22 protein-coding genes are annotated in these 25,418 nt (G+C 59.9%); 10 read left to right on the top strand and 12 right to left on the bottom strand.

Annotated features, from left to right (window positions below; translation table 11 throughout):
• Positions 1-291: 291 nt before the first annotated feature.
• Positions 292-2,046 carry an acetolactate synthase 3 large subunit gene (locus B8991_RS00265; protein ID WP_084349818.1) on the top strand — a complete coding sequence of 585 codons (1,755 nt, stop codon included), beginning with the start codon at positions 292-294 and terminating at the stop codon, positions 2,044-2,046.
• 88 nt (positions 2,047-2,134) lie between these two features.
• Entirely contained in the window at positions 2,135-2,695 is a 561-nt protein-coding gene (ilvN, locus tag B8991_RS00260; protein ID WP_084350271.1) for an acetolactate synthase small subunit, read from the top strand.
• A 1-nt stretch (position 2,696) separates the two neighbouring features.
• Here the strand turns inward: ilvN and B8991_RS00255 are convergent, their stop codons facing one another.
• Entirely contained in the window at positions 2,697-3,041 is a 345-nt protein-coding gene (locus B8991_RS00255; RefSeq protein ID WP_084349817.1) for a hypothetical protein, read from the bottom strand.
• Between the two features lie 298 nt (positions 3,042-3,339).
• On the opposite strand from B8991_RS00255, the gene B8991_RS00250 reads away from it, so the two are divergent.
• The gene (locus B8991_RS00250; protein ID WP_143514452.1) at positions 3,340-4,101 is read left to right on the top strand and encodes a helix-turn-helix domain-containing protein; all 762 of its coding nucleotides are present in this window, start codon (positions 3,340-3,342) and stop codon (positions 4,099-4,101) included.
• Positions 4,102-4,138: 37 nt separating this feature from the next.
• On the opposite strand, the gene B8991_RS00245 is transcribed toward B8991_RS00250, so the two are convergent.
• The 5 genes from B8991_RS00245 to B8991_RS00225 all read right to left on the bottom strand — a co-directional run bounded on the left by B8991_RS00245 (position 4,139) and on the right by B8991_RS00225 (position 11,544).
• The gene (locus tag B8991_RS00245; protein WP_084349815.1) at positions 4,139-4,951 is read right to left on the bottom strand and encodes a DUF2189 domain-containing protein; all 813 of its coding nucleotides are present in this window, start codon (positions 4,949-4,951) and stop codon (positions 4,139-4,141) included.
• A gap of 180 nt (positions 4,952-5,131) precedes the next feature.
• Positions 5,132-6,256 carry a peptide chain release factor 2 gene (gene prfB / locus B8991_RS00240; RefSeq protein ID WP_084349814.1) on the bottom strand — a complete coding sequence of 375 codons (1,125 nt, stop codon included), beginning with the start codon at positions 6,254-6,256 and terminating at the stop codon, positions 5,132-5,134.
• 145 nt (positions 6,257-6,401) lie between these two features.
• Positions 6,402-8,924, bottom strand: coding sequence for a penicillin-binding protein 1A (locus B8991_RS00235; protein ID WP_084349813.1), 2,523 nt, complete (start codon positions 8,922-8,924; stop codon positions 6,402-6,404).
• 107 nt (positions 8,925-9,031) lie between these two features.
• Positions 9,032-10,258, bottom strand: coding sequence for an N-acetylmuramoyl-L-alanine amidase (locus B8991_RS00230; RefSeq protein ID WP_084349812.1), 1,227 nt, complete (start codon positions 10,256-10,258; stop codon positions 9,032-9,034).
• A 131-nt stretch (positions 10,259-10,389) separates the two neighbouring features.
• On the bottom strand, positions 10,390-11,544 hold the full coding sequence (locus B8991_RS00225) for a pyridoxal phosphate-dependent aminotransferase (RefSeq protein WP_084349811.1): 1,155 nt from the start codon (positions 11,542-11,544) through the stop codon (positions 10,390-10,392).
• Between the two features lie 60 nt (positions 11,545-11,604).
• Here B8991_RS00225 and B8991_RS00220 point away from each other — a divergent pair, with 60 nt between their 5' ends.
• The 3 genes from B8991_RS00220 to B8991_RS00210 are packed head-to-tail and all read left to right on the top strand — an operon-like array spanning position 11,605 to position 14,392.
• A complete protein-coding gene (locus B8991_RS00220) occupies positions 11,605-12,924 on the top strand; it encodes a M48 family metalloprotease (RefSeq protein WP_084349810.1) in 1,320 nt (439 codons plus the stop codon).
• Positions 12,925-12,957: 33 nt separating this feature from the next.
• Complete coding sequence (locus tag B8991_RS00215) at positions 12,958-13,713, top strand: DsbA family protein (protein WP_084349809.1); 756 nt, start codon at positions 12,958-12,960, stop codon at positions 13,711-13,713.
• On the top strand, positions 13,706-14,392 hold the full coding sequence (locus tag B8991_RS00210; RefSeq protein WP_084349808.1) for a hypothetical protein: 687 nt from the start codon (positions 13,706-13,708) through the stop codon (positions 14,390-14,392). The genes B8991_RS00215 and B8991_RS00210 overlap by 8 nt, the downstream gene beginning before the upstream one ends.
• Positions 14,393-14,515: 123 nt before the next feature.
• Here B8991_RS00210 and ispG read toward each other — a convergent pair whose 3' ends face one another.
• The 3 genes from ispG to hemA form a co-directional block, all read right to left on the bottom strand.
• Positions 14,516-15,646, bottom strand: coding sequence for a flavodoxin-dependent (E)-4-hydroxy-3-methylbut-2-enyl-diphosphate synthase (gene ispG / locus B8991_RS00205; protein WP_084349807.1), 1,131 nt, complete (start codon positions 15,644-15,646; stop codon positions 14,516-14,518).
• 82 nt (positions 15,647-15,728) lie between these two features.
• Entirely contained in the window at positions 15,729-16,952 is a 1,224-nt protein-coding gene (locus B8991_RS00200; protein WP_084349806.1) for a helix-turn-helix domain-containing protein, read from the bottom strand.
• Between the two features lie 127 nt (positions 16,953-17,079).
• On the bottom strand, positions 17,080-18,303 hold the full coding sequence (hemA, locus tag B8991_RS00195; RefSeq protein WP_084350270.1) for a 5-aminolevulinate synthase: 1,224 nt from the start codon (positions 18,301-18,303) through the stop codon (positions 17,080-17,082).
• 290 nt (positions 18,304-18,593) lie between these two features.
• On the opposite strand from hemA, the gene B8991_RS00190 reads away from it, so the two are divergent.
• Positions 18,594-18,926: a 5-aminolevulinate synthase gene (locus tag B8991_RS00190; protein ID WP_084349805.1), complete on the top strand. Its 333-nt coding sequence runs from the start codon at positions 18,594-18,596 to the stop codon at positions 18,924-18,926.
• 66 nt (positions 18,927-18,992) lie between these two features.
• Positions 18,993-20,372, top strand: coding sequence for a M20/M25/M40 family metallo-hydrolase (locus B8991_RS00185; protein ID WP_084349804.1), 1,380 nt, complete (start codon positions 18,993-18,995; stop codon positions 20,370-20,372).
• A 65-nt stretch (positions 20,373-20,437) separates the two neighbouring features.
• Here B8991_RS00185 and B8991_RS00180 read toward each other — a convergent pair whose 3' ends face one another.
• Positions 20,438-21,313 (bottom strand): glycosyltransferase family 2 protein, encoded by an 876-nt coding sequence (locus tag B8991_RS00180; protein ID WP_084349803.1) that lies wholly within the window; start codon positions 21,311-21,313, stop codon positions 20,438-20,440.
• Positions 21,314-21,460: 147 nt separating this feature from the next.
• On the opposite strand from B8991_RS00180, the gene B8991_RS00175 reads away from it, so the two are divergent.
• Positions 21,461-22,213, top strand: coding sequence for a hypothetical protein (locus B8991_RS00175; RefSeq protein ID WP_084349802.1), 753 nt, complete (start codon positions 21,461-21,463; stop codon positions 22,211-22,213).
• 42 nt (positions 22,214-22,255) lie between these two features.
• Here B8991_RS00175 and B8991_RS00170 read toward each other — a convergent pair whose 3' ends face one another.
• On the bottom strand, positions 22,256-22,882 hold the full coding sequence (locus B8991_RS00170) for a LysE family translocator (protein WP_084349801.1): 627 nt from the start codon (positions 22,880-22,882) through the stop codon (positions 22,256-22,258).
• Positions 22,883-23,219: 337 nt separating this feature from the next.
• Here B8991_RS00170 and B8991_RS00165 point away from each other — a divergent pair, with 337 nt between their 5' ends.
• The gene (locus B8991_RS00165; protein WP_084349800.1) at positions 23,220-24,221 is read left to right on the top strand and encodes a LacI family DNA-binding transcriptional regulator; all 1,002 of its coding nucleotides are present in this window, start codon (positions 23,220-23,222) and stop codon (positions 24,219-24,221) included.
• Positions 24,222-24,254: 33 nt separating this feature from the next.
• Here the strand turns inward: B8991_RS00165 and B8991_RS00160 are convergent, their stop codons facing one another.
• Entirely contained in the window at positions 24,255-25,388 is a 1,134-nt protein-coding gene (locus tag B8991_RS00160) for a Gfo/Idh/MocA family protein (protein WP_084349799.1), read from the bottom strand.
• Between the last annotated feature and the right edge of the window lie 30 nt (positions 25,389-25,418).

Raw genomic sequence — 25,418 nt, 5'->3', positions numbered from 1 at the left:
AATGAGATAGGATAATCTCTGCCAATGCGGAAATAAAGTTGCGAAACCAGCGGCCGTGACGACATTTTATCCACACAGCAGGTTGACGTCCCTTTGCTGCAAATGCATAAGGTTCCGCACGTGGAAAAAAGGGCCCCAAGGATGGAATCGCTAGTCGTAATTCTAGATGAAAGGCGCATGGGCCGGTAACGGCAACCTTGTTGGTTCCCCATGCGCCCCCGGTTGACCCTCGGGGGCTTTTTTTGTGCGTAAAGAAAACGAAGTGATCTCGTTGCAAAACGGAGCAAGGCAATGACACGTGAGATGACCGGAGCGAAAATGGTGGTTCAGGCCCTGATCGACCAGGGTGTGGATACAGTATTCGGATATCCCGGTGGCGCCGTGCTACCGATTTACGACGAGGTGTTCCAACAAAATGCCATTCGTCATATCTTGGTGCGCCACGAACAAGGTGCGGTGCATGCGGCCGAAGGCTATGCCCGGTCCACCGGCAAGCCCGGTGTTGTTCTTGTGACGTCCGGCCCCGGCGCCACGAACGCGGTCACCGGGCTGACAGATGCGCTGATGGATTCGATCCCGATCATCGTTCTGACGGGCCAGGTGCCCACCTTCATGATCGGCTCAGACGCCTTTCAGGAGGCCGACACCGTTGGCATCACCCGCCCCTGCACCAAGCATAACTGGCTGGTGAAGGATACCGCCGATCTTTCGGCAAAGATCCACGAGGCGTTTCACGTCGCGACATCCGGCCGCCCCGGCCCGGTTCTGGTCGACATCCCCAAGGATGTACAATTTGCCAGCGCGGCCTATGTCTCGCCCTCCAAGACGCCCGTTGGCCACTATCAGCCGCAAGTCAAAGGCGACATGGAAACGATCACGGAACTGGTTGCGGCGCTGGAAACGGCCCAACGTCCGGTTTTCTATACCGGCGGCGGGGTCATCAATTCCGGTCCCGGTGCCAGCCAGCTTTTGCGGGAGTTGGTGGACGCGACCGGCTTTCCGATCACCTCCACCCTGATGGGGCTGGGTGCCTATCCTGCCTCCGGCAAGGGATGGTTGGGGATGCTGGGCATGCACGGGCTCTACGAGGCAAACCTCGCGATGCATGGCTGCGACCTGATGATCAATGTCGGCGCGCGGTTTGACGACCGCATCACCGGCAGGCTCGACGCGTTCAGCCCGAAATCGCGCAAGGCGCATATCGACATCGACCCATCCTCGATCAACAAGGTCATCCATGTCGACATGCCGATTGTCGGCGATATCGGCCATGTTCTTGAGGATGTGCTGAAGGTCTGGAAAGCCCGTGGCCGCAAGGTCAATTCGGAAGGCGTGGCCAAATGGTGGCGTCAGATCGAGACGTGGAAAGAGGTCAACTGCCTCAAGTTCGCCTCGGACGAAAAGACCATCAAGCCGCAATACGCCCTTTCCCGGCTGGAGGCACTGACCAAGGATCGTGACCGCTATATCTGCACCGAAGTTGGCCAGCACCAGATGTGGGCTGCGCAGTATCTCAATTTCGAGGACCCAAATCGTTGGATGACCTCCGGCGGGCTGGGCACGATGGGCTACGGCTTTCCCGCCTCCATCGGTGTGCAGATCGCGCATCCGGACGCGCTTGTGATCAATGTCGCGGGCGAGGCTTCGTGGCTGATGAACATGCAAGAGATGGGTACTGCGGTGCAATACCGCTTGCCGGTCAAGCAGTTCATCCTCAACAATGAACGCCTTGGCATGGTGCGTCAGTGGCAGGAGTTGCTGCATGGCGAACGCTATTCGCAAAGCTGGTCGGAAGCCCTGCCCGATTTCGTGAAGCTCGCCGAAGCGTTTGGCGCGAAAGGCATCATCTGCAAGGACCCGGCTGATCTGGACGACGCGATCATGGAAATGCTGGACCACGATGGCCCGGTCATCTTTGACTGCCTTGTCGAGAAGCACGAAAATTGCTTCCCGATGATCCCGTCAGGCGAGCCGCATAACAAGATGCTTCTGGGTGAGGTCTCACTCAAGGACGCCATCGGAACCAAGGGTGCCGTGCTGGTCTGATCCAGCACCGCTTTAGTTTTCAGGAAAACCATTCCAGGGCTTGTTGCAAAAAGCCTTGGAAGCGGCCCCCGCCGGAAAGGAAGTTCATATGTCCGCGCTACATATCAAGAAGGGTTCGAACAAGCATTCGGCCTATAACCTGCGTCCCAACTTTTCGGATGTTACCGAAAAACATACGCTCGCCATTCTGGTCGACAACGAAGCGGGCGTGCTGGCCCGCGTCATCGGCTTGTTCTCGGGACGAGGTTATAACATCGAAAGCCTGACCGTGGCAGAGGTGGACCATACCGGCCATCTCAGCCGGATCACCATCGTAACCACTGGCACGCCTCAGGTAATTGAACAGATCAAGGCACAGCTTGGCCGGATCGTTCCGGTGCACAAGGTGCATGACCTCACCGTCGAAGGACCGTTTGTCGAACGGGAATTGGCGCTTCTCAAGGTCGAAGGCAGTGGCGAAAAGCGCGTCGAGGCGCTCCGCCTTGCAGACATCTTCCGTGCGCATGTCGTCGACAGCACGTTGGAAAGCTTTGTGTTTCAGCTGACAGGCGCGCCCGACAAGATCGATGCTTTCGCGGATCTCATGCGCCCCTTGGGTCTACAGGAAATTGCACGTACGGGCGTCGCTGCCCTGTCGCGAGGCCTGTAGGTCAGGCCATCGCCACATTGCCACGGAAGGTGTCGATCGAAACAACGTTCGACGCCTTCGCAACAAATCTGTCCATGTTGCGCTGCCGGGATCTGGGTGCCACCGGCGCGGACAGCTTGCTTGCCAGATCAGGATATTCCTGCTCCACCACCAGTTGCGGATTACGCGCCAGACGCAGATGCGCATCCTGACGCATATCGAACTGTATCAAATCCCCTGCATCAAGTGACACACCGTCCAACGCACTTTGGTCGGCACCGACGTAATACGCCAAGTCGCCGTGATCCTCGCACCAGATCACTGCCTTGCGATCCTTCGCATCACTCCACAAAACAACTCCAAACATGCTTTTACAGCTCATTGTTACTATACCTTCGAACTTTTCTTAAGTTTCGAACAATTCGATGCGGCTGCACATGATTTTCCAAGCGTCGCGGTCTTGCTTTTTGTGTCGTTTGGCTTCAAGGTTGGTGCCATATAGCAACAGATGTGATGCTATATGACGTCAATAATTACTGTATAAATGATTAGTTTAGAACTATTGGTTAAATTACGATCTATCAAATCAACCCGAGGGTGAATAGCCGATGGCGAGGCCAAAGAGAAATGGGCATCCAGCACCAAGTCCGTCCGATTTACGCAACATGCTGGGTGCCAACCTGCGTCAGCTGACCAAAGAAGCCGCGTCGATTTCAGGCCTTTGCAGGGATCTGGGGATCAACCGGACACAATTCAACAGATACCTCACCGGCGAGAGCTTTCCCCGACCGGATGTCCTGCACAGGATTTGCAGCTTCTTCAGGGTCGACGCGCGCATCCTGCTGGAACCAGTCTGCCAGATCAGCACGGTCAAGCATGACCTTTTGCATCATCCCGAGATCGCAGATTTTGTCGGCGCGGGCAGCACACGGGTTGACGAAGCCATGTTTCCGCCGGGCTTCTATCGGTTCACCCGGCGCAGCTTCACGGATGACGAGATGTTCGTGCAAGGCTTGGTCTATGTCTACCGCGAGGACGATTACACGTTTATCCGGGGCTACGAAGCAAAAGAGGCAATGCGCCAGCAGGGTCTCAGCACCGACGCACGAACGCGGGAATTCCGCGGCTTCATGGTCCCACAGGAAGGCGGCGTCGCGTCACTGATCAGTCGCCGCAACTCGCTTACCTTCTCGTTCAACTTCCTCGCGCGCGAACCTTCCTTCGAGAATAATTTCTGGATCGGTTACGCAACACGAACAGTGCGCGAATCGATGTCCGGCCGCCGCGTTGCGCGTCAGGTCTATGAACATCTCGGTCAGGATCTGCGTGACGTATTGAAAGCCGCGCGAGGCTCGGGCTTCGTGCGCGCTGAAGATCTGCTGACCTATCACCGCACCCATCTGCGTGTGAACGATCCGTTCAGGTAATGTCAGGGGCGCAGGGCGGGCCACGATGCAATCGGCGTCATGCAGACACTAGCGCGCCCGTCCCTTCCTCAGCCGCTATTCCGCGCTCGACCATCAGCCGATATAGATGCCAGGTGGCATGTCCCAACAAGGGCAGCACCAAGAACAGACCCAGAAACGCCGGCAACATCGCGACAAAGGTCAGTGCCGCGATGAACCCGCCCCAGCACAGCATCGGCACCGGGTTCTGGGCGACCACCTGAAAGCTCGTGATCATTGCCGTTACAAAATCGACTTCCCGGTCCAGCAACAATGGCAACGCCATCACGGTGATCATGTAAAGCAACAAGGCAAAGCCGGCCCCCACCAACGTGCCGACGGCCAGCATCGCAAGCCCGCGAGTCGTCAGAAACACCTCAACCGAACTTGAGACATTGGTCATCGTGCTCAGTCCCAGAAACAGCGCAAAGATCATATGCGCAAGAAAGAACCAGAACAGGAAAACCATCACGATGATGGCGCATATCGACGGCAATTGACGGCGTGACTGCCGCAAGATGACGCTGACGATCTGCATCCAGTCCAGCGGTTGCCCCTGCTCCAAACGGCGACTGACGTCATAAAATGCAACGGCCGCGAAAGGACCAAGCAGTGGAAAGGCGATCGTTGCCAGCACAAGCCAAAACGTGGTGCCGGTCGTCCAGGTGATCCAGGCCATTGTCAAGCCGCCCAACACATAGAACCCCGCGAAGACCAGCGCAAAGGCCGGTGCCCGAAGTATATCGGAAAACCCGCGCCTCAGCGCCTCTCTCAACATGGAAAATTCGATCGGACCAAAGGGCGGCAGGCCCAATTGTGGCGTCTCTGGCATAAGGCCATCCCCCAATAGGTGCGCGCGCTGCTTCCAGATCTATTGGAGCGTCAAATCACGCGAGGATCAAGAGGCATCGGCTGTGCCCCACCCAGGATCGCCCCATCCGCACGCCCTATGCTTCTTCTTGGTCCAAATACTCAACTGCACGACGTCGGTCGCGCAGACAACTCTCGCAATTTATTCGCCCTGCGCCTCTGACCGGCTCTTGCCCGATACCTTCTGCGCAAGCGTCGCCGCCATGAACTGATCCAGATCGCCGTCCAGCACACCCTTGGTGTCCGAAGTTTCGACCTGCGTGCGCAGATCTTTCACCATCTGGTAGGGGTGCAGCACATATGACCGGATCTGATTGCCCCAGCCAGCATCTCCCTTGGCCTCATGCGCCTCGTTTATGGCGGCGTTCCGGCGGTCCAGTTCCATCTGGTAAAGCCGTGATTTCAGGGCCTTCATCGCAATATCGCGGTTCTGGTGTTGAGATTTTTCCGAACTCGTCACCACAATGCCCGTGGGTGTGTGTGTGATCCGCACCGCGGAATCGGTGGTGTTGACGTGCTGTCCGCCTGCGCCGGACGACCTGTAGGTATCGACGCGAATGTCAGCCGGGTTGACCTCGATATCAATATTGTCATCGACCACCGGATAGACCCAGACCGAACAGAACGAGGTATGCCGTTTGGCAGCGGAATCAAATGGCGAGATCCGCACCAAGCGGTGCACACCGGATTCCGATTTCAGCCAGCCATAGGCATTGGTGCCGGAAATCTTGTAGGACGCGGATTTGATCCCCGCTTCATCGCCAGAAGATTCCGATTGCAACTCGACCTTGTAGCCATGCTTTTCGGCCCAGCGGACAAACATCCGCGCCAGCATCGAGGCCCAGTCGCAGGATTCCGTGCCACCCGCCCCTGCGTTGATCTCCAGAAACGTGTCGTTGCCGTCGGCCTCGCCGTCCAGAAGCGCCTCCAGCTCTTTCTGGGCAGCCCGCTTTTCAAGGCTGCGCAGCGCGTCCTCGGCGTCGGTGATGACCTCCTGATCGTCTTCCATCTCGCCCAGTTCGATCATCTCGATATTGTCGCGCATATCCTGCTGGATCGCATTGTGGGTGTCAAAGGCATCGACCAGCATCTGACGGTCACGCATCAGCTTTTGTGCAGCATCGGGATCATTCCACAAGTCCGGGTCTTCAACGCGCGCGTTGAATTCTTCCAACCGGTGCGGCGCGGTTTCCCAATTCATTCGCTGCCGCAAAAGTTCGAGCGACTTCTCGATCTTCTCGACGGAATTCTGAACGTCTGCGCGCATGAGGGACCCTTGCCTGTCTGTGTCAGATCTGCGTGATAGCAAGCGTTGCGAGGCGGGACAAGACGGGCCGCACACGCGCCCGCCCGTTCAGCGCCTCAGGCACCGCGGGCAAACGGGACCACCCGTCGCCCGCAACATCTGTCTCTTAATACAGCCCGCCCGAGCTCATCGAGCCGAAGGTCGCCTTCGGGCCGACAATCGCCTTCTTGCCGGTCGAGGTGGTAACTTCACGCGACGCACTGCCGCCAGTCGGGCTGATCAGGTCAAAGTTTGACCCCATCGCAAAGCCGCCGTCGAACTGGATGCCGAAGATCGGCTCTTCGCCTTGGCGGAAACACTCCGAAACCACATTCTCGCCGCGTGCGCTATCCGACAGGCGCGCACCGGTAGTGCGGTCGATATTGATGAACTGACACGCATCGGGAACCTTGAACGCGGCACCGCCGTATTTTTCCACGGCCTTTGTCATGAACCGCTGGAATACCGGCCCGCAGAAGCCGCCGCCCGACGCCCCGCGCCCCAAGCTGCGCGGCTGATCATATCCGATATAGCAGCCCGCGACGATGTTGGAGGTAAACCCAATGAACCAAACGTCCTTAGCGTCATTGGTGGTCCCGGTCTTGCCCGCCGTGGGAACGGATAGATTGACCACCCTGGAGGCCGTCCCGCGCTGCACCACGCCTTCCATCATCGAGGTCAGCTGATAGGCCGTCACGGCATTCATGACCCGTTCGCGGTTGGAGGTGATGCGCGGGCTGCGATTTGCGGCAATGGAGGGATCGGCGCAATCCTCGCAGACGCGCTGGTCATGGCGGTAGAGCGTCTCGCCATAGCGGTCCTGCACCCGGTCAACCAGCGTGGGTTCGACCCGCTCTCCGCCATTGGCGAACATCGCATAGGCCGCGACCATCTGGAACAGCGTCGTTTCCTGACTGCCCAACGCATTGGCCAGAACATGTTGCAGATGATCGTATACGCCAAACCGCTCGGCATAGCTTGCCACCACGTTCATACCGACCTCTTGCGCCAGACGAACGGTCATCAGGTTCCGCGAGCGTTCAATGCCAGTGCGCAGGGGTGTCGGCCCGTAAAACTGGTTCGACGCGTTCTTGGGCCGCCAGACCCCCTGAGGCGTGTTGATCTCAATCGGCGCGTCCACGATGATCGTGGCCGGCGTATAACCTGAATCCAGCGCCGAGGCATAGACGAAGGGCTTGAAGCTCGAACCCGGTTGGCGTTTGGCCTGTGTCGCGCGGTTGAACACCGAATGCTGGTAGCTGAAGCCCCCCTGCATCGCCAGAACGCGGCCTGTGTTGACGTCCATCGCCATGAACCCGCCCTGCACTTGCGGCACCTGCCGCAGCGTCCAGCGGATGAAGGCACCAGAGCCGTCCTCGACCATGCGGCGCACATGCACCACATCGCCGACTTCGAAATTGTCGAAGAAGTTGCCCTTGATCCAGGAGATGTCGTTGCGGGGCACCACAAAGGGTTCTTCCGCCGTTTCCGTGACACCCTCGATACCAAGGCGCAGTTGTTGATCCTCGATCCCCAGAACCACCGCCGGATGCCAGACCGATTCCAGATCAATGTCGCGCGCGACCCGCACATCGGCAAGTGCGGCACGCCACGCTTCTTCGCTGTTCAGATTGTCGGCAGCGATCTTCTTGCCAGACCCGCGCCAGCGTCCAAGCCCCCGGTCATACTGTTCCAACTGCTGTCGCAGCGCCTCGGCGGCTTCGACCTGCATCTCCGGGTCAAGCGTGGCGCGAATGGTCAGGCCACCGGAAAAGAACTCGCCCTCGCCGAAATCATCCTGCAACTGGCGGCGGATCTCGTCGGTGAAATAGTCGCGCGGCGGCAGTTGTGCCTGAAAGCTCTCGAAATCACCATTCTGGACAGAGCGCAACGGTTGCGCGACTTCCTGCTTGTAAACAGCGTCCGTCAGGTAACCGTTTTCGAACATCTCTTTCAGCACAAAATCGCGGCGCTGGGTCAGCCGCTCCTTGCGGCGCACCGGATGGTAATCCGATGGCGCCTTGGGCAATGACGCCAGAAACGCCGCTTCGTGCGGCGCAAGATCGCTGAGCGGCTTGTTGAAATATGTCTGGCTGGCAGCGGCCACACCGTAGGAGTTTTGCCCGAGGTAAATCTCGTTCATGTAGAGTTCGAGAATCTCTTCCTTGGTCAGTGTCGCCTCAAGCCGGGTCGCAAGGATGATTTCCTTGATCTTGCGCTCCAGCTGGCGGTCGCCGGACAGAAGGAAGTTCTTCATCACCTGCTGGGTGATGGTCGAGGCACCGCGCACGTCGCGGCCACGGCTGCGCACCGCATCATAGGCAGCCGAGGCGATGCCGCGCAGGTCATAGCCCTGATGTTCATAAAAATTCTTGTCCTCGGCGGAGATGAACGCCTGCTTGACCAGGTCCGGAATCTCTTCGGCGGGGGCAAACAGGCGACGTTCCTTGGCAAATTCGTCGATGATACGGCCTTCGGTTGAATAGATCCGGCTGATCGTCGGCGGGCGGTATTGCGCGAGGGATTCGTGGCTGGGCAAATCGCGGCCGTAAATCCAGAAAATCGCACCAAGGCTCAGCGCGATAATCATCGCACCCAGCGTCAGAACGCTGAAGATACCGCCAAAAAAGGATAGGATGAACCTGAGCACGCGAGCGGCCCCCTGTCTGATTGTTGTGCTTATCTATACATAGCCCTGCAAAGGGTCAAAACACATCCACCTGAAGATGCGCGCCTTTCCCCCAAATGCGGCGGGCGTCAGCGACGGCGCAGCTGTGACGTTGCGGCATCTTCTGCCGCCCAGGCGCTTAGCCCGTCGCGGATCCCCGCCGCCATGTTGGCCCGCCACATCGGATCGCGAAGTTTCCGTAGCTCTCCGGAGGTGGACAGGAACGCCACCTCGATCAGGACAGAGGGAATATCGGCGGCCTTCAGCACCGAAAACCCGGCCTGCCGCTGCGGGTGTTTGTAAACCTCGCCCACAGCGTTGCGGATGCCTGTCACCAGATGGCCCGACAGCGCCCGAGAACGCGGCGCATTGTCCAGCCGAGCAAGCTCTATCAGGACATTTGTCAGCCGGTCATCCGCCTCGGTCAGGTCCAGCCCGGACAGAAGATTGTCACGGTCGTGACGCTGTGCCAGCGCGGCACTGGCCGCGTCCGAGGCTGTCTCGGCCAGCGTATAGACCGACGCACCCGTTGCCACCCCCTCTTCCAGCGCGTCGGCATGCAGCGAGATGAAAACATCAGCGCCTTCGTCATGCGCGATGTCCACGCGGGCCTCAAGCGAGATGAAAACATCCGAATCGCGCGTCAGGATCACCTCGAATCCGCCCGCGCGCTGAAGCGTTTCCTTCACTTCGCGCGCAAGCGTGAGCATCAGTCGCGCCTCGGTCGTGCCATCCGCCTCGGCCCCCGGATCAAGCCCGCCATGGCCGGGATCAAGCACTACCCGAAGCAAACGGGTGCCGCTGCCGGTTTGTGACGGTTGAGCGCCGTTCGCGACCGGCAGATCCCGGTTCGGGTCTTGCACATCGCCTGCCCGCGCATCGAAATCCGTCTGATCGGCATTGTCCAACCGAACATGCAGCCGCGCCTTGCCGGTGCCCGCGTCGATTGTCATGGCAGATTGCGCCACAATCATCGGCCGCGCCATCCGGGCCGTCAGGCGCGACCAGCCCGGCCGTGGTGCCCCCAAATGAAGGTTTGAAAACCTGCCGGAATCCAACAATGCGTCGGGATCGACACCGCCCAAATCGACATCTTCGAAATCAATCACCAATCGGTTTGGCTGACCCAGCGTGTAGACCCGGTACGGCACGCCCTTGCTGAGCGTCAGGTCAACATTGGCCCCGCCAAATAGCCGATTCTGTATCACGCTGTTGCGCGGATCCAGCCGGACAGGGCCCGGCAGATCCTGAGCGAATCCCACCTGTGCCAGCACCGCCAGTACCAGCGCCGCGGTCCATGTTCTCAAACTGCTCATCCGTCTCTTCCCGTCCGGTTGAAACACACCCATACGCCCGGTTGGGTTGCTTTGGCCACTACACCGAAGCAATAATTTTTGCAGTTTCCACGCCGCCAGAAGCGAGATTTTCTGCCCTTTGGCGGGAGCCGCTACGGTTTCTGCTGACGCGTGGCCATGTAGTTTTGCAGCCGCGCCAGCCCTTCGGTGATGTCGGCGGTCGAACGGGCATAGGAAAAGCGCAGCGTTCCCGCCCCTCTGGTCGGGTCGAAATCCAGCCCCGGCGTCACGGCAACCCCTGCCCCGTCCAGTATTTCTGCCGCGAATGCACGGCTGTCATCGGTCAGATGCGAGACATCCGCATAGATATAGAACGCTCCGTCCGGCGGTGCGATCCGGTCAAACCCGGCCTTTGGCAGCCCTTCAAGCATCAGCTTTCGATTGGCGGCATAGACCGCAAGATTGCCCTGCAACTCTTCCTCGCAATCCATCGCAGCCAAGGCTGTCACCTGCGAGGCATGCGGCGCGCAGATAAACAGGTTCTGCGCCAATCTTTCGATCTGCCGGACCATGCCGGGGGGCACGACCATCCATCCCGCCCGCCATCCGGTCATGCTGAAATATTTCGAGAAAGAGTTGATCACGACGACATCATCGGACACTTCCAACGCAGTGACCGCCTTCGCCTCATATTCGACGCCGTGGTAAATCTCGTCCGAGATGAAGGCCGCGCCCTTGTCGGCGCAAAGCCCGATCAACGCTTCCATTGCGTCCTTGTTCAGCATGGTCCCGGTCGGGTTTGCCGGAGAGGCCACCAGCAACCCGTCAAATGCCGTGTCGCGCAATTCGGCAGGCACGGGTTGCAAACGATTTTCCGGCTTGGTCTCGATCTCCACCGGCTCCAGCTCCAGCGCGCGCAGGATCTGCCGGTAGGACGGATATCCCGGCTTGCCAAGCGCCACACGGTCGCCCGCATCGAAGAGCGCCGTAAACGCCAGAAGGAAGGCACCTGAAGATCCCGGCGTCACCACGACCCGCGCCGGATCAAGATCGACATTGTACCACTCGCCATAGAGCTTCGCGATCCGCGCGCGCAATGCTGGCAGCCCCAAAGCCACCGTGTAGCCCAACGCATCCTCTTCCAGTGCCTTCGCCAATGCGCGCCGCGCGCCTTCCGGCGCAGGCGTTCCGGGCTGGCCGACCTCCATGTGGATCACGCTGCGCCCGGCAGCCTCCGCGGCCCGCGCGGCCTCCATCACGTCCATCACAATGAAGGGATCGACCGCTCCACGCCTTGAGTTCTGCATCGCAACCTCCCTAAACTGTGCATCCAAAGGCTCTTATTCGAGCGAAACACCGGGGCGTCAATGCATCTGATAAAAACTCTTTGCCTCGCGGTCGGTGTCATGGCGCTGGCAGCAGTTCCTGCGCGGGCGGCGTCGCTGATCCGCGATGCCGATATTGAATACGCTTTGGCGCAACTTGCCGATCCGATCCTACGCGCAGCGGGGCTGAGCCCGGCGCAGGTGCGGGTGTTATTGGTCAATGATTCGTCGCTGAATGCCTTTGTGGCGGACACGCAGCATATTTTCATCCACACTGGCCTTCTACTGAAGCTACCCAACGCACGGTCCCTGCAAGCAGTCATCGCGCATGAGGCAGCCCATATCACCAACGGACATCTGACACGCCGGGCCGGCAACGTCGCCAGCGCCCGGACGGCTGCGGGCCTTGGCATGATCCTTGCCGCGGCTGCGGCTGCGGCAGGTGGCGGTCAGGCCGCAGCCGGTGTCGCCATAGGCACGCAATCCTCGGCGCTCCGCGTTCTGCTGGGCCATAGTCGTGCCGAAGAAGCCTCTGCCGATCAAAGCTCTGTCCGCTATATGGTGCGCGCGGGAGTGAACCCGAAAGGCGCTGTCGAAGTACACGAGATGTTCAAGGGACAAGAGGCGCTAAGCGTCAGCCGTCAGGATCCTTATACGCGGTCGCATCCGTTGAACCGCGACCGGATGCGCGCCATGCAAGGATTTGTTGCGGCTTATGGCAAGGACCTGCCCGACAGCAATGCCGCGCTTTATTGGTTCGCCCGCGCGCAGGGCAAGTTGTCGGCCTTTACCCGCGCGCCGGGATGGACGCTGCGGCGCGCGAAGGACAGCGCCACGCAAGACATCGCGCTTATGCGTCAGGCCGCAGCCCATCACCGCCAGTCAGATCTGAAAAACGCACTGGCCAGCATCGACGGTGCGTTGAAGCTGCGCCCGCGCGATCCGTTCTACATGGATCTCAAGGGCCAGATCCTGCTGGAAAGCCGGCAGGCGGGTGCCGCCGTCAACACCTATGCGCAGGCCTCGAAACTTGCCCCGCGCAATGCGTTGATCCTTGGCGGGTTGGGCCGCGCCCTGCTGGCGGCTGATCGTCCCCGCGATGCCCTGTCGGCGCTGGAAAAGGCCCGCGACCGCGACTGGCGCGACGCGCGGGTGTTGCGCGACCTGTCCGTGGCCTACGCCAAGACCGGCCAGACCGGCATGGCCTCGGTGGTTACGGCGGAACGCTATGCCCTTCAGGGCCGGATGAAAGACGCAGGGCTACACGCCAAACGTGCCGTAGACCTGTTGCCGCGTGGTTCCGGCCCATGGCAACGCGCACAGGATGTGCTATTGACTGCGGAACGCGCCACGAAACGGTAGCCCCGACCCCAGACATACCGATCGGAGAATGACATGAAACGACCCCTCGCCGCTTCCACCCTTGCCCTTGGGATTGCGCTGGCTGCCCCCGCGATGGCCTTTGACATCACCTCGATGAGCGAGGCCGAGCGCGACACCTTTCGCCAAGAAGTGCGCAGCTATCTTCTGGAAAACCCGGAAATCATCATCGAGGCGGTCAACACGCTTGAAGCGCGTCAGGCAGAACAGGCCGCGATGGACGATCGCACGATGGTCGAGGTCAATGCCGAAGCGCTCTTCAATGACGGATTTTCGTGGGAGGGTGGCAATCCCGAAGGCGATGTGACGCTGGTCGAGTTTCTGGACTACCGCTGCGGCTACTGCCGCAAGGCGCATGAAGAGGTCAAGGAACTGGTCAGCAGCGACGGCAATATCCGCTACATTGTGAAGGAACTCCCGATCCTTGGCGAAGAATCCGTGACGTCGTCGCGCTTTGCCATTGCGACCAAGCAAATCGCCGGCGACGAGGCCTATGCCGCGGTCTACGACACGCTGATGAATTTCAAGGGCGAAGTGACGGAAACCGCCCTGCGCCGTATCGCCGATACATTGGACCTGGAGGCCGACCCGATCATCGCGCAGATGCAGGCCGACGAGGTAAGCGAGGTGATCGAAGAGACACGCGCGCTGGCACAGCGGTTGCAAATCAACGGCACGCCGACCTTCGTCATGCAGGACGAAATGCTGCGCGGTTATGTACCGATTGACGGGATGCGACAGGTGGTCGAGACGCTTCGCGAAAATGGCTGAGACATCGCTGGCGGTCATTGCACTGCTGGCCAGCCTGCCCGGATCCGTCGGCGCAGCAGAGCGCTTGTTCGAGACGCCTGCCGCGCAAATAGCGTTGGGCGCTGAGCTTCGGACAGTGCTCGCCGATCATCCTGAAATTGTCGAGACGGCCCTGAGCGCTCCGCCACCGGTTGATCCGTATGCCGCTGAAAAAGCCGCCGACCTTGCCATGATCGGCGGCTACGCACAGCAACTGTTTGCGCGCGACGCGCCGGGTTTGGGCTCGGTGGAGGCTGGTACGGTCTGGGCCGTGTTTCTGAAGCCGGGCTGTGAAAGCTGCACGGATGTGCTGGCGGATCTGAAGGCGCTTGTCGAAAGGCGCGATCTGCGGATCAATCTGTTGCTTTTGTCGGCGGGACCAGAAGACACACGACCAGGACTTTTGCACGCGCTTGCCCGTCGTCAGGATGGGTCCGCTCTGCTCGCGCTGAACACAATCATGGAGCGACCAGAGATCACGGCTGCGGAGATTGTTGGCGGTCTTGCGATTGAAGTGAAGCCGGACAGTGCTGAGGCAGATGCCGATCTGGCAATGTTTGAGCGCATGGGGTTGGACAAAACGCCAAGCTATGTCTTGCCCGATATGATGATCCGCGGGCAGATGCCGGTCTTCGTTCTGGAACGCTATTTCGACAGATAGCGCGAATTCTTTCGGGATATTGCGACCTTGGCTGGGGTCGGAGCGAGGGGCCAGCCCCTCGCGCTCCCCGGAGTATTTTGGCCAAGAAGAAGATGGACGGTTTGGGGTAAGAGCGCAGTCTTTTTATTCGGCGGCGTGGGCGTTTTCTTCGGCGGCGTCGAGCTGGGCGGCACGCGCTTCGACCTGCTCGACGATATGGTCGATCATTTGAGCGTTCGAGAGCTTGTGACTTTGCCTACCTGCAAGATAAACCATTCCTGCACCGTTCCCGCCGCCGGTAAAGCCCACATCGGTCATCAAAGCCTCGCCCGGGCCATTGACGACACAACCGATGATCGACAGGCTCATCGGTGTCTTGATATGTTCGAGACGTTTTTCCAGCTCAGCCACGGTGGCAATGACGTCAAAGCCCTGGCGCGCGCAGCTGGGGCAGGAGATGATGTTCACGCCGCGGTGGCGCAGGCCCAGCGACTTGAGAATTTCGAAGCCGACCTTGACCTCTTCGACCGGATCGGCCGAGAGCGACACACGGATCGTATCGCCGATGCCCATCCACAACAGGTTGCCCAATCCGATGGCCGATTTGATCGTGCCGGACACCAGCCCGCCCGCTTCGGTGATGCCGAGGTGGATCGGCGCGTCGGTGGCTTCGGCGATGCCCTGATAGGCGGCCGCGGCCATAAATACATCGCTGGCCTTGACGCTGATCTTGTAGTCCTGAAAATTGTTGTCTTCCAGGATACGGATGTGATCGAGGCCAGATTCCACCATCGCATCGGGACAGGGTTCGCCGTATTTTTCCAGCAGATGTTTTTCAAGGCTACCGGCATTGACGCCGATCCGTATGGAGCAGCCATTGTCGCGCGCGGCGGCAATTACTTCGCGAACGCGATCGGCGCTGCCGATATTGCCGGGGTTGATCCGTAGGCAGGCAGCCCCTGCAAGTGCAGATTCGATGCCACGCTTATAGTGGAAATGGATGTCGGCCACGATCGGCACCGGGCTTTCGCGCGTGATGTCTGCCAAGGCTTTCGACGACGCCTCGTCCGGGACCGAGATGCGGACAATATCCGCCCCCGCCTCTGCCGCAGCCTGCACCTGCGCCACCGTGGCGGCCACATCGGTTGTGTCGGTGTTGGTCATGGTCTGCACCGAGATCGGCGCGTCGCCGCCGACAGGCACATTGCCAACCATGATCTGACGGGATTTGCGGCGATAGATATTACGCCACGGGCGGATGTGGTTGAGGCTCATGTCACTGTGATTCCGGGTTGTGGACGGTCCTTGAGCCTATGTAGTCCGGCACCAGGCGGTTTGCCACCCTTGCGGGCTGATGTCACTGGGATGGTTGCAGCGGATTGACCTCAGCCGCGTTAAGCTCTGCCACGACACGCGCAAGATCTGAATCGGCATTTGGCACTGCCACGGCATAGGTCTGTGTCAGGTGGTCAATCGAAAGCGCCACCTTTGACGTAACAGATCCATTCGGGCCTGCCGGACCGTAGGTTTGCCCGTTGACGGCGAAATAGACCGCGCCGGAATCGCCCACGCGCAGCGAGGCGGGGTTCTGCGTGCTGGGCACGTCATAGGTGTCGCCCGCGTTCATTATGCCTTCGAAAATCACCGATCCGTCAGCGGCACGCACCCGCACCCATGCCGGACGCACGGCGACCATCATCACACCTGGAACCGCGTCTTCAAGAACTTTAGGGCCGTTCGGTGCCAATTCCACATCCGGTGCGGCCATTGCGAAATCGACCTGCTCGCGGATCTCGACCTCGTCTTTCCGGAGCCGGTGCGCATAGGCCCCCACGGTCGAAGGATCAAGTGTCGAGATGGGTGCGTCACGGGCAACCAGCACCGGCACATCCAGTGCCTCGGGCCGGTAAAGACGGTCAAGCGCATCGTTGCGAGGCGGATCAAAAACGCCCGCCACGGCGGGATCGTCAGATGTGGGGGCCGCAGCCACACTGATCGGATCGAGATCGGACAAGACAACGGGTGTCTGGTCAACCGGGGCAAGCTGCACGCGCTGTACTTCTTGCAGAACGCTCCATGCGCCGTAACCGATACCGCCGACCAGCGCCAATAACACAAAGGTCGAGCCGATCGCGCGCGGCTCAATCTGTGACAGCACGGATGCACCGACCGGCGCAAAGGGCATCGCCGGTTCGGTAAACGGGTCCTTGCCGATACGCGATGGTTTTTCCTGCTTCTTGATGCTGGAAGCGCGGTCGGACATGCCATGTGCGGTCTCGAACCCGCTTTCCTGACAGAAAGCCACAAAGGTATCGTCGGGGTCCATGTTCAGATAACGCGCGTAAGAACGCACATAACCCGCAATGAAACCGGGCGTATCAAACGCGGAAGGATCGCAGTTTTCGATGGCGGCGATGTAGCTGGCCTTGATACGCAATTCGCGCTGCACATCCAAAAGTGATTTGCCGAGAGTCGCGCGTTCACCACGCATGAGATCGCCAAGACGCAGATCGAAATCATCGAAACTGCGTGGGCCGCTTACTAACGGCTTTGGTTCCGGAGGTGATTTCCTTCCGATCATGCCCAGCTGCCCCAATCCACGGTTCGTGGTTCTTGTCATATCTTAGCGCGTCAAAACTCGATTCGTCTCGCGCACTTTATTTGAGGCAAGATAGCATATCACAAGTAAATTTACACCGATGAACGATTCAGGCGCTGAGTTCGGCACGATTCAGCGCACAATGCGACCACAGGGCGTCCATCGCGGAAACCAGCGCGTCCATTTCGCGCGGCCCATGAACCGGCGACGGCGTAAAGCGCAGACGTTCTGTGCCACGGGGAACTGTCGGAAAATTGATCGGCTGCACATAGATGCCGTAACCTTCCAGCAGAAGATCCGATAATTTCTTTGTATGAACCGGATCACCGACGATCACCGGCACAATATGGCTACCGTGGTCGATGATCGGAAGTCCCATCGCCTTCAGCCGTGTCTTGAGGATTTTCGCTTGTGTCTGCTGTTGCTCACGCAGCCCGTGATCACGCTTCAAATGCGCGACAGAGGCTGCGGCCCCCGCAGCAACCGCAGGCGGCAGCGACGTGGTGAAGATGAAGCCCGGCGCGTAAGACCTTATGGCGTCACACATTTTATGCGACGCGGCGATATACCCGCCCATCACGCCATAGGCCTTGGCCAGCGTGCCATTGATGATGTCGAGCCGGTGCATGAGACGGTCGCGCTCTGCAACGCCTGCCCCGCGCGGTCCGTACATGCCCACCGCATGCACCTCGTCGATATAGGTCAACGCACCGAATTCGTCGGCCGCGTCGCAAATCGCCTCAATCGGGCCGAAATCGCCGTCCATCGAGTAGATCGACTCGAACGCGACCAGCTTTGGCGCATCCGGGTCGTCCGCCGCCATAAGCTCGCGCAGATGCTCCACATCGTTGTGGCGGAAAATACGCTTGGCACCGCCGTTGCGGCGCACGCCTTCGATCATCGAGGCGTGGTTAAGCGCATCGGAATAGATGATCAGGCCGGGGAACAGTTTTGGCAGCGTCGAAAGCGTCGCGTCGTTCGCAATATAGGCAGAGGTGAACAGCAGCGCCGATTCCTTGCCATGCAGATCGGCCAGTTCGGCCTCCAGCGCCTTGTGGTAAACCGTCGTGCCGGAAATGTTGCGTGTGCCACCCGATCCGGCACCCGTCGCGTCCAGCGCTTCATGCATCGCTGCCAGAACAACCGGATGCTGGCCCATCCCCAGATAATCGTTGCCGCACCACACCGTCACGGGGGTCTCTGACCCATCCGGCCTGCGCCAAGTCGCGTGCGGGAACTGACCGTTCTTACGCTCGATATCAATGAAGGTACGATAACGGCCCTCGGCATGCAGGTGATTCAGGGCTTCGTCTAGCTTCGCGGTGTAGTCCACCGGCTCCTCCATCATTCGGTCGCTGGCGCGGTCAGCGGCATAGCTTGCAGAGAGGCTCCGCATTCAAGTTAGTGAATGGATATAGGGCGCGCGTCCATCTGACAACCTTTTCACCCATGACCCGGTGTCGCAGCCTTGATTTAGATCAAGCGCCGCCGGAATCGCCGTCAAAGGCAAGGTATCCATTACTTTCCGGGCTTCTCCCATCAAGATATACTGAAACCCTATTCTGCGAACTCTAACACCATTTGACCACCAAGACTTTTCGGTAAATCCATAAGGACTTTACAATGTCCCAGATCCTTATCCACCCGCTGACGGCGACGCTTCTGGTGGTTGGGGCCGCTGTCGGATACGCGGTCGCGACGGTCGGCATGAAAGCCGCATCAGACGGGTTTACCCCGGTCGGTATCAGCTTGGGAATCATCGGGTTTTCCATAGCGTTCCTGGCCGAGATTGTGCTGCTTCGCCGGGCCGACCTGTCGGTGATCTATATCATCATCGTAGCGGCCGAGACGCTGCTGATCCTCGCTTATGCGTCATGGATTGGCGAAGGGCTGAACCTTCGGCAAGCGTTTGGCGCAACGATGGTGCTGGGCGGATTGGTGGCGATTTCGCTTTGATGCACTGGACAGTGGGTATGTCGCTGATACGTTGCGGCGAAACCTCACTTGAACGGAGCGTCCCCCATGTCACTTGATGATGTCCTGGCCCGTATCGACGCCGATCTCGACGGCGCTACAGACCGCCTGCTTGAATTGTTGCGAATCCCTTCGATCTCGACCGATCCTGCTTACAAGGCCGAGTGTGATCGCGCGGCGGACTGGCTGGTGGCCGATCTCGCCTCGATCGGCGTAAAGGCGGAAAAGCGCCCCACCCCTGGCCATCCGATGGTCGTGGGCCATGTCGAGGGCGACGGCCCGCATGTGCTGTTCTACGGCCATTATGATGTGCAGCCCGTCGATCCGCTGAATCTGTGGGATCGTGACCCGTTTGATCCCGCGATCGAAGAAACACCCGCAGGCAAGGTCATCCGTGGACGCGGTTCCTCCGATGACAAGGGCCAGTTGATGACATTTGTCGAGGCCTGCCGCGCCTATCATGAAGTCACAGGCAAATTGCCCTGCCGCATCACCTTCTTCTTTGAAGGCGAAGAGGAATCGGGTTCCCCCAGCCTTGTGCCGTTTATGAAAGAGAATGCCGAAGAGCTGAAATCCGACGTGGCGCTGATCTGCGACACCGGGCTGTTTCAGTCCAAAACGCCGTCAATCGTGACCATGCTGCGCGGGCTTCTGGGCGAGCAGTTGACGATCACCGGCCCCGACAAGGACCTGCATTCCGGCATGTATGGCGGGGCGTCGATCAACCCGATCCGCGTGCTGTCGCGCATCATTGCGGGCTTGCACGACGATCAGGGGCGCGTGACCGTGCCGGGCTTCTATGACGGTGTACCGGAACTGCCCGACGAGATAATGGAACAATGGCGCGGACTGAATTTCGACCATGCGGGCTTTCTGGGCGATGTCGGCCTTTCCCAGCCCGCGGGCGAGCAGGACCGCAGCGCGCTTGAGATGATCTGGTCGCGCCCCACCTGCGAGGTCAACGGCATCATCGGCGGCTATACCGGCGAGGGTTTCAAGACGGTCCTGCCGTCGCAAGCCTCCGCCAAGATCAGCTTTCGTCTGGTCGGCACCCAGGATCCGCATGCCATCCGCGAGAGTTTCCGCGCCTATGTGCAGTCGATGCTTCCGCCCGATTGCACGGCTGATTTCCACGGACACGGTGCCTCACCCGCCTCGCAAATGTCGACGGACCATCCCGCATTCGAGGCCGCGCGCGGCGCGTTGTCCGATGAATGGCCAGAGGACGCGGCCTATACCGGCTGCGGTGGGTCGATCCCGATTGCGGGGTATTTCAAGCAGATCCTCGGGACGGATGCGATGCTGATCGGCTTTGCCAAGGACAATGACCAGATCCATTCACCCAATGAGAAATATGACCTTGAGAGCTTTCACAAAGGCACGCGCAGTTGGGCACGCATCCTGGATGCGCTGGCCAAAAAGGCCTGAACCAATGCGGCAGGGGCACATCAGGGCCCCTGCCGGACGTTCTTGCCGGGGATCGCGGCCAATGCTCAGATCAGACCGTTGAACCGCTCCGGCAGCACGTATTGTCTGGCAATATCCGGCCGGTCGAACTGCCAATAGCCCGTCTCACCGCGCTCTTTCCATGTCCGGTGCATGCGCTTGCGGACCCAGCCAAGGTCGAACCCCTTCTCCATCGACAGATCGGCGAACGCCTCGAACACCGCGCGATCCTCGCCGCGCGCCTCGGCAAACCAATGCCTGCCGATAGAGGCGTCCTGCACACTCGCCCCGGTCTGCGCCGTGACGGCATTCCGGGCATTCATCGTCGTCACGTAATTGCCGAAATCGCAGAATTTCAGATGCAAAAGATACAGCGGATCCGGCGCGAACAATTTGCTGGCTTGGGTAAAATGCCCGCCGCGCGCTATCTTCGTGCCGGTGCTGACGATACAGGGCTTTGAATAATGCGGTGCTAGCCGGACATGCCGACGCGGGCCAAGGATATGGTCGGTGACGGGCGCATCCTCTTTATCTATGCGGTGGATGACTTCCAGCCCGACCGGCGTCAATACGCGCCGGATCGGCTGATCGCGCAGATAGTCCAGCAGCCCCTGCCCGGTTTGTGGATCGACCACCACCAATTCGTCGACATCGCCAACGATGACATGATCGTAATAGCTGCGCAGCCCGTGCACGAGATTGTTCAGCAGCCGCCAGCGTTTCATGTCAAAGTTCTTGTGCGCGTCGCCGGGGATGCCGATCAGATTGCAGCCTTGGGCAAGCTCTGACACCTCTGCCCCGCGACCATGGTTGACGATATAGCAATTCTCGCGCCCCAGCGCCTCGCCGTAATGGCGCAGCCACGCCTTCAGGAAGAACGCGTCGTCCCGCACCATCGTCACGGCGGCCGCCACTGTCTGCATGTTGCCCTGCCTTCCGCTGCCCGCCCGCTGAGGCGACGTTTTGCAAGAACCTAACGGATTACGCTCTATAAGAGAATCGCAAATTGCTGCCCATGCGGCTATCGTGACACCAAAGGCTTGACGGCGCGTGAAACAAGGCAAACGGCAGTGATCGACGACGCATTTCCACAGACCGGATGGCAAATCCGCGGGTTCGACGCCCCGATCACCCGGTTCCAGGTGTTCGGAGAACGATCCTCCGGCACGAACTTTGTCAAACGGCTGATCGGGCGCAATACCGGCCTGACACCGATCGAGGACCTTGGCTGGAAGCATGGATTTCCGCATATGACGGCCATCCCGCGCGACGTGGCGGTGATCTGTGTGGCGCGCAACGCGGTGGATTGGGCGCGGTCGATGTTCACCAAACCCTGGCACTGTACGCCCGCGATGCAATCCCTGCCCTTTGACGCATTCATCCGCGCTGAATGGGACACAATTGCCGACCGTCCGCGCTATTTCCCGCAGGTCCAGGCGCTTGGCGGCGCGGGCGCTCCGCTGCAACTGGACCGGCACCCGCTGACCGGACGCAGGTTCGCCAATATTTTCGACCTGCGGCGGCATAAACTTGAGGGGCTAATGGGGCTTGCAGAGCGCGAGTGTTGCGTGGTTTTCGTGCGGCTGGAATCTGCGCAAGCCGCACCCGAAGTGTTCCTGTCGGATCTGTGCGCAGGGCTGCACCTGCCCGTGCCTGACGCGCCCTTCCGACCGGTCAACAAGCGTCTGGGTTCGCGCTTCAAACCTGCGGTCCCGTCGCGCCCCGATCTGCCAAACCGGATGAGCGCGGGGGATCGCGCATTCATGCTGTCCTGTCTCGATACCGTGATGGAAAGCGGGCTGGGATACGATTACACCATCTAATGTTTTACGTTAGATATGACGTCCAGGAGTTTGATTTTAAACTTAAAACGCGCGCTTTTCCAGTAGCAGCTTTATCGCCAGCCCGATCAGCACAAGACCGGTCACAGCATCCAGGACACGCGGCACGACCGGCCCTTGCAGCGCCCGCGCGAAGGGGCGCGTCGCCAAGGTCAGCGCGCCAAACCAGAGAAGACTCATGGCGACATGCAGGCACGCCAACAACATGGTGAAGCCCGCGACCGGTGCACTTGCGGGCACAAATTGTGGCAGGAAACTGACGTAGAAGACACCGATCTTGGGGTTGAGCAGATTGGTCAGCAGACCGCGCAAAAACCAGTTCGGAACACGGTCAATCCGCCCGGCTTTGCGCGCCGCCGGTTTGCGTGCCGCCCATAGCATCTGTCCGCCAAGCCAGATCAGGTAGACCGCGCCCAGTATCTGTACCAAACGGTATCCCAATTCGGAAACCGCGATCAGCGCACCCAACCCAAGCGCCACGACCAGCCCCCAGATCAGCAACCCGGTGACAATTCCGGCACTGGCCGACAAGGCGCGTCGCTGACCGTCTACCGCTGCGGTCCGCAAGACCAGCGCCGTATCCAGCCCCGGCGTGATGGTGATCAATGCCGCGGCGGCTGAAAACCCCAGAAGCGCTGTCGTTGCGTCCATGCGTAAACCCCTGTCATCTGGCCGGACAAGCCCGTCGATTATCGGACTGCGTCCTGTCTGGTATCAGCCCCACTGAAACGCGACCAGTGTTCGATCAGGACATTCCCATCTTTCAGCCGCCGCATGTGTGAATGGCTACGCCCCATTGCCGTGCGGCAGGCCCGATGCTTCGACGTCGGCTTTCCTTGATCTGCTACGCTACAGATCCCGATACGTCGATGCGTTCCGAGCCAACACAACATCGGGTCCGCGCTTTTTGAGCCATTGCAACACGTTGCAATAGGCTTCACGTCTTCTAATATACCCTTCGCGAAACTGTTCCGGAGCACCGCCAGCCATGGCAGCGACCCTCAAAGACGTTGCCGAACGCGCGGGCGTGTCCCGTTCGGCGGTGTCGCGGACATTCACCGATGGGGCCTCGGTCTCCGCCAAGATGCGCAGCCGCGTCGAAAAGGCCGCGACGGAACTCGGCTATAGCCCCAACGCGCTGGCCTCCAGCCTGACGACCGGACGCACGAAGCTGATCGGACTGGTGTCGAACAACTTCAAGAACCCGATTTTCCTTGAGGTTTTTGACCTTTTCACCCGCGCCCTTCAGGATCAGGGACTACGTCCGCTTCTGGTCAATCTCTCGGACGAGACCGACCCGCAAAGCTCTGTGAAGATGCTGCGTCAATACTCTGTCGATGGTGTTGTCGTCGCCTCCTCAACCTTGCCGCCGGCCTTTTCAAGGGCGTTTCGGGATGCGGGTGTGCCTGTGGTGCATGCCTTTGGCCGCCCATCCGGCACGCCAGCGGTGCATGTCGTTGGTATCGACAATATCGCCTGCGGGCGCATGGCAGCGCAGACGCTGATCGCGCGCGGCTACGCTCAGGTTGGCTTTCTCGGGGGGCCGGAAAGCGCGACCTCGACCCAGGACCGGCTCGAAGGCTTCATGTCCGAAATCGCCCGGCACCCCCGGATCAGCGCCAGCCATTCCTTTGCAGCGGCCTATTCATTTGCCGCAGGCCGCGACGAGATGCTGCACCTGTTGAAGGGTCCTGCCGCACAGGCCTATTTCTGCGGTGACGATGTGCTGTCCATCGGTGCCTTGTCAGCGATCAGCGGAAGCGGGCTGTCCGTGCCCGGTGATATTGGCATCATCGGATTGAACGACATGGCGATGGCCGGCTGGCAGAACATCGACCTGACGACAATCCACATGCCCGTTGAAAAAATCGTGGCGTCGTCGATAGAGCTGATCATGGGCATGTTGACGGATCCGGATCTGACACCAGAGGCCCGGATCTTTGCCTGCGACATCATCGAGCGCGGAACATTGCGCGCTATGCCTGCCTAAACCGGGCGAAGACCCGGTTTCTTGCGGCTGCCTTCAGCGAAACATAGGCGGGCGGGCGTCGACCCAGGCACCGTCCGCTTTGGCAGAGGCAACGGCGGCGTGTACTGCCGCCATGGATCGCAGCCCGTCGGACGCATCGGGCAGCCCGTCGCGCACCTGCCCCCGGATCGCATCGGCAAGATCGCAATAGATGTTTGCCACCGCCAGCGGAAAGCCCTCGGGATGCGCGATCGACACGCGCGACATACGCTGCGCATCCTCGTGCAAACCGCCTTCACCCTTTTCGATGATCTGGGTGCGCCCGCCAACCGGCGTGTAGATCAACTGGTTGGGCTGTTCGGAATGCCAGCGCAGCCCGCCCGTCTCGCCAAAGACCTGAATGTCGAACCCGTGCTGACGCCCGATGGCAACCGATGACGTCCAAAGCCGCCCGACCGTGCCGCGCGCCATGCGGAAGTTGACCATCGCATCGTCTTCCAGTTCCCGGCTGGCAATGGTCGATGCGAAATCGGCCGAGAGTTTTTCCACCGCGTCGCCGCATATGAAGCTTGCCATATGCAGCGCGTGAATGCCGCAATCGGCAAACTGGCCCGAGACACCCGCCATCGCCGGATCATAGCGCCAGCGCACCCGAGGGTTATCGGCATCCGTGGCGTCGCCGTGATGACCGTGGCTGAAGTTGGTCACAACCAGACGCACTTTGCCAATTTCGCCCGCCGCGACCATGGCGCGCGCCTGCCGCACCATCGGATAGGCCGAATAGCAATAGTTCACGGCACAGATCTTGCCGGTCGCTTCGGCGATACGGACAATCTCCTCGCCCTCGTCGACCTGCATCGTCATCGGCTTTTCGCACAGCACGTTGAACCCGGCCTCAAGAAACGCCTTGGTGATCTCGAAATGTGTGGAGTTTGGCGTCGCGACCGTGACCAGATCCACCCGATCATCACGGGTCCGTTCACCGGCCAGCATTTCCTGCCAATCTCCATAGGCGCGATCCGCCGGCACACCCAACCGCCGAGCGTATTCCCTGCCGACATCCGCACGGTGATCCAGCGCGCCGGCCGTGAACTCGAACAATCCATCCGCCTGTGCACCCAAGCGATGCGCTGGTCCGATCTGGCTGCCTTCGCCACCGCCGATCATGCCCCATTTCAGTTTTGCCATGTCTTTGCCTTTCCTCGCACATTGCCAAGG

The sequence above is a fragment of the Primorskyibacter flagellatus genome, assembly GCF_900176485.1.
GTDB lineage: Bacteria > Pseudomonadota > Alphaproteobacteria > Rhodobacterales > Rhodobacteraceae > Primorskyibacter > Primorskyibacter flagellatus.
Note: the sequence above shows the minus strand (reverse complement) of the source record. Positions and strands in the feature narration are given on the sequence as shown.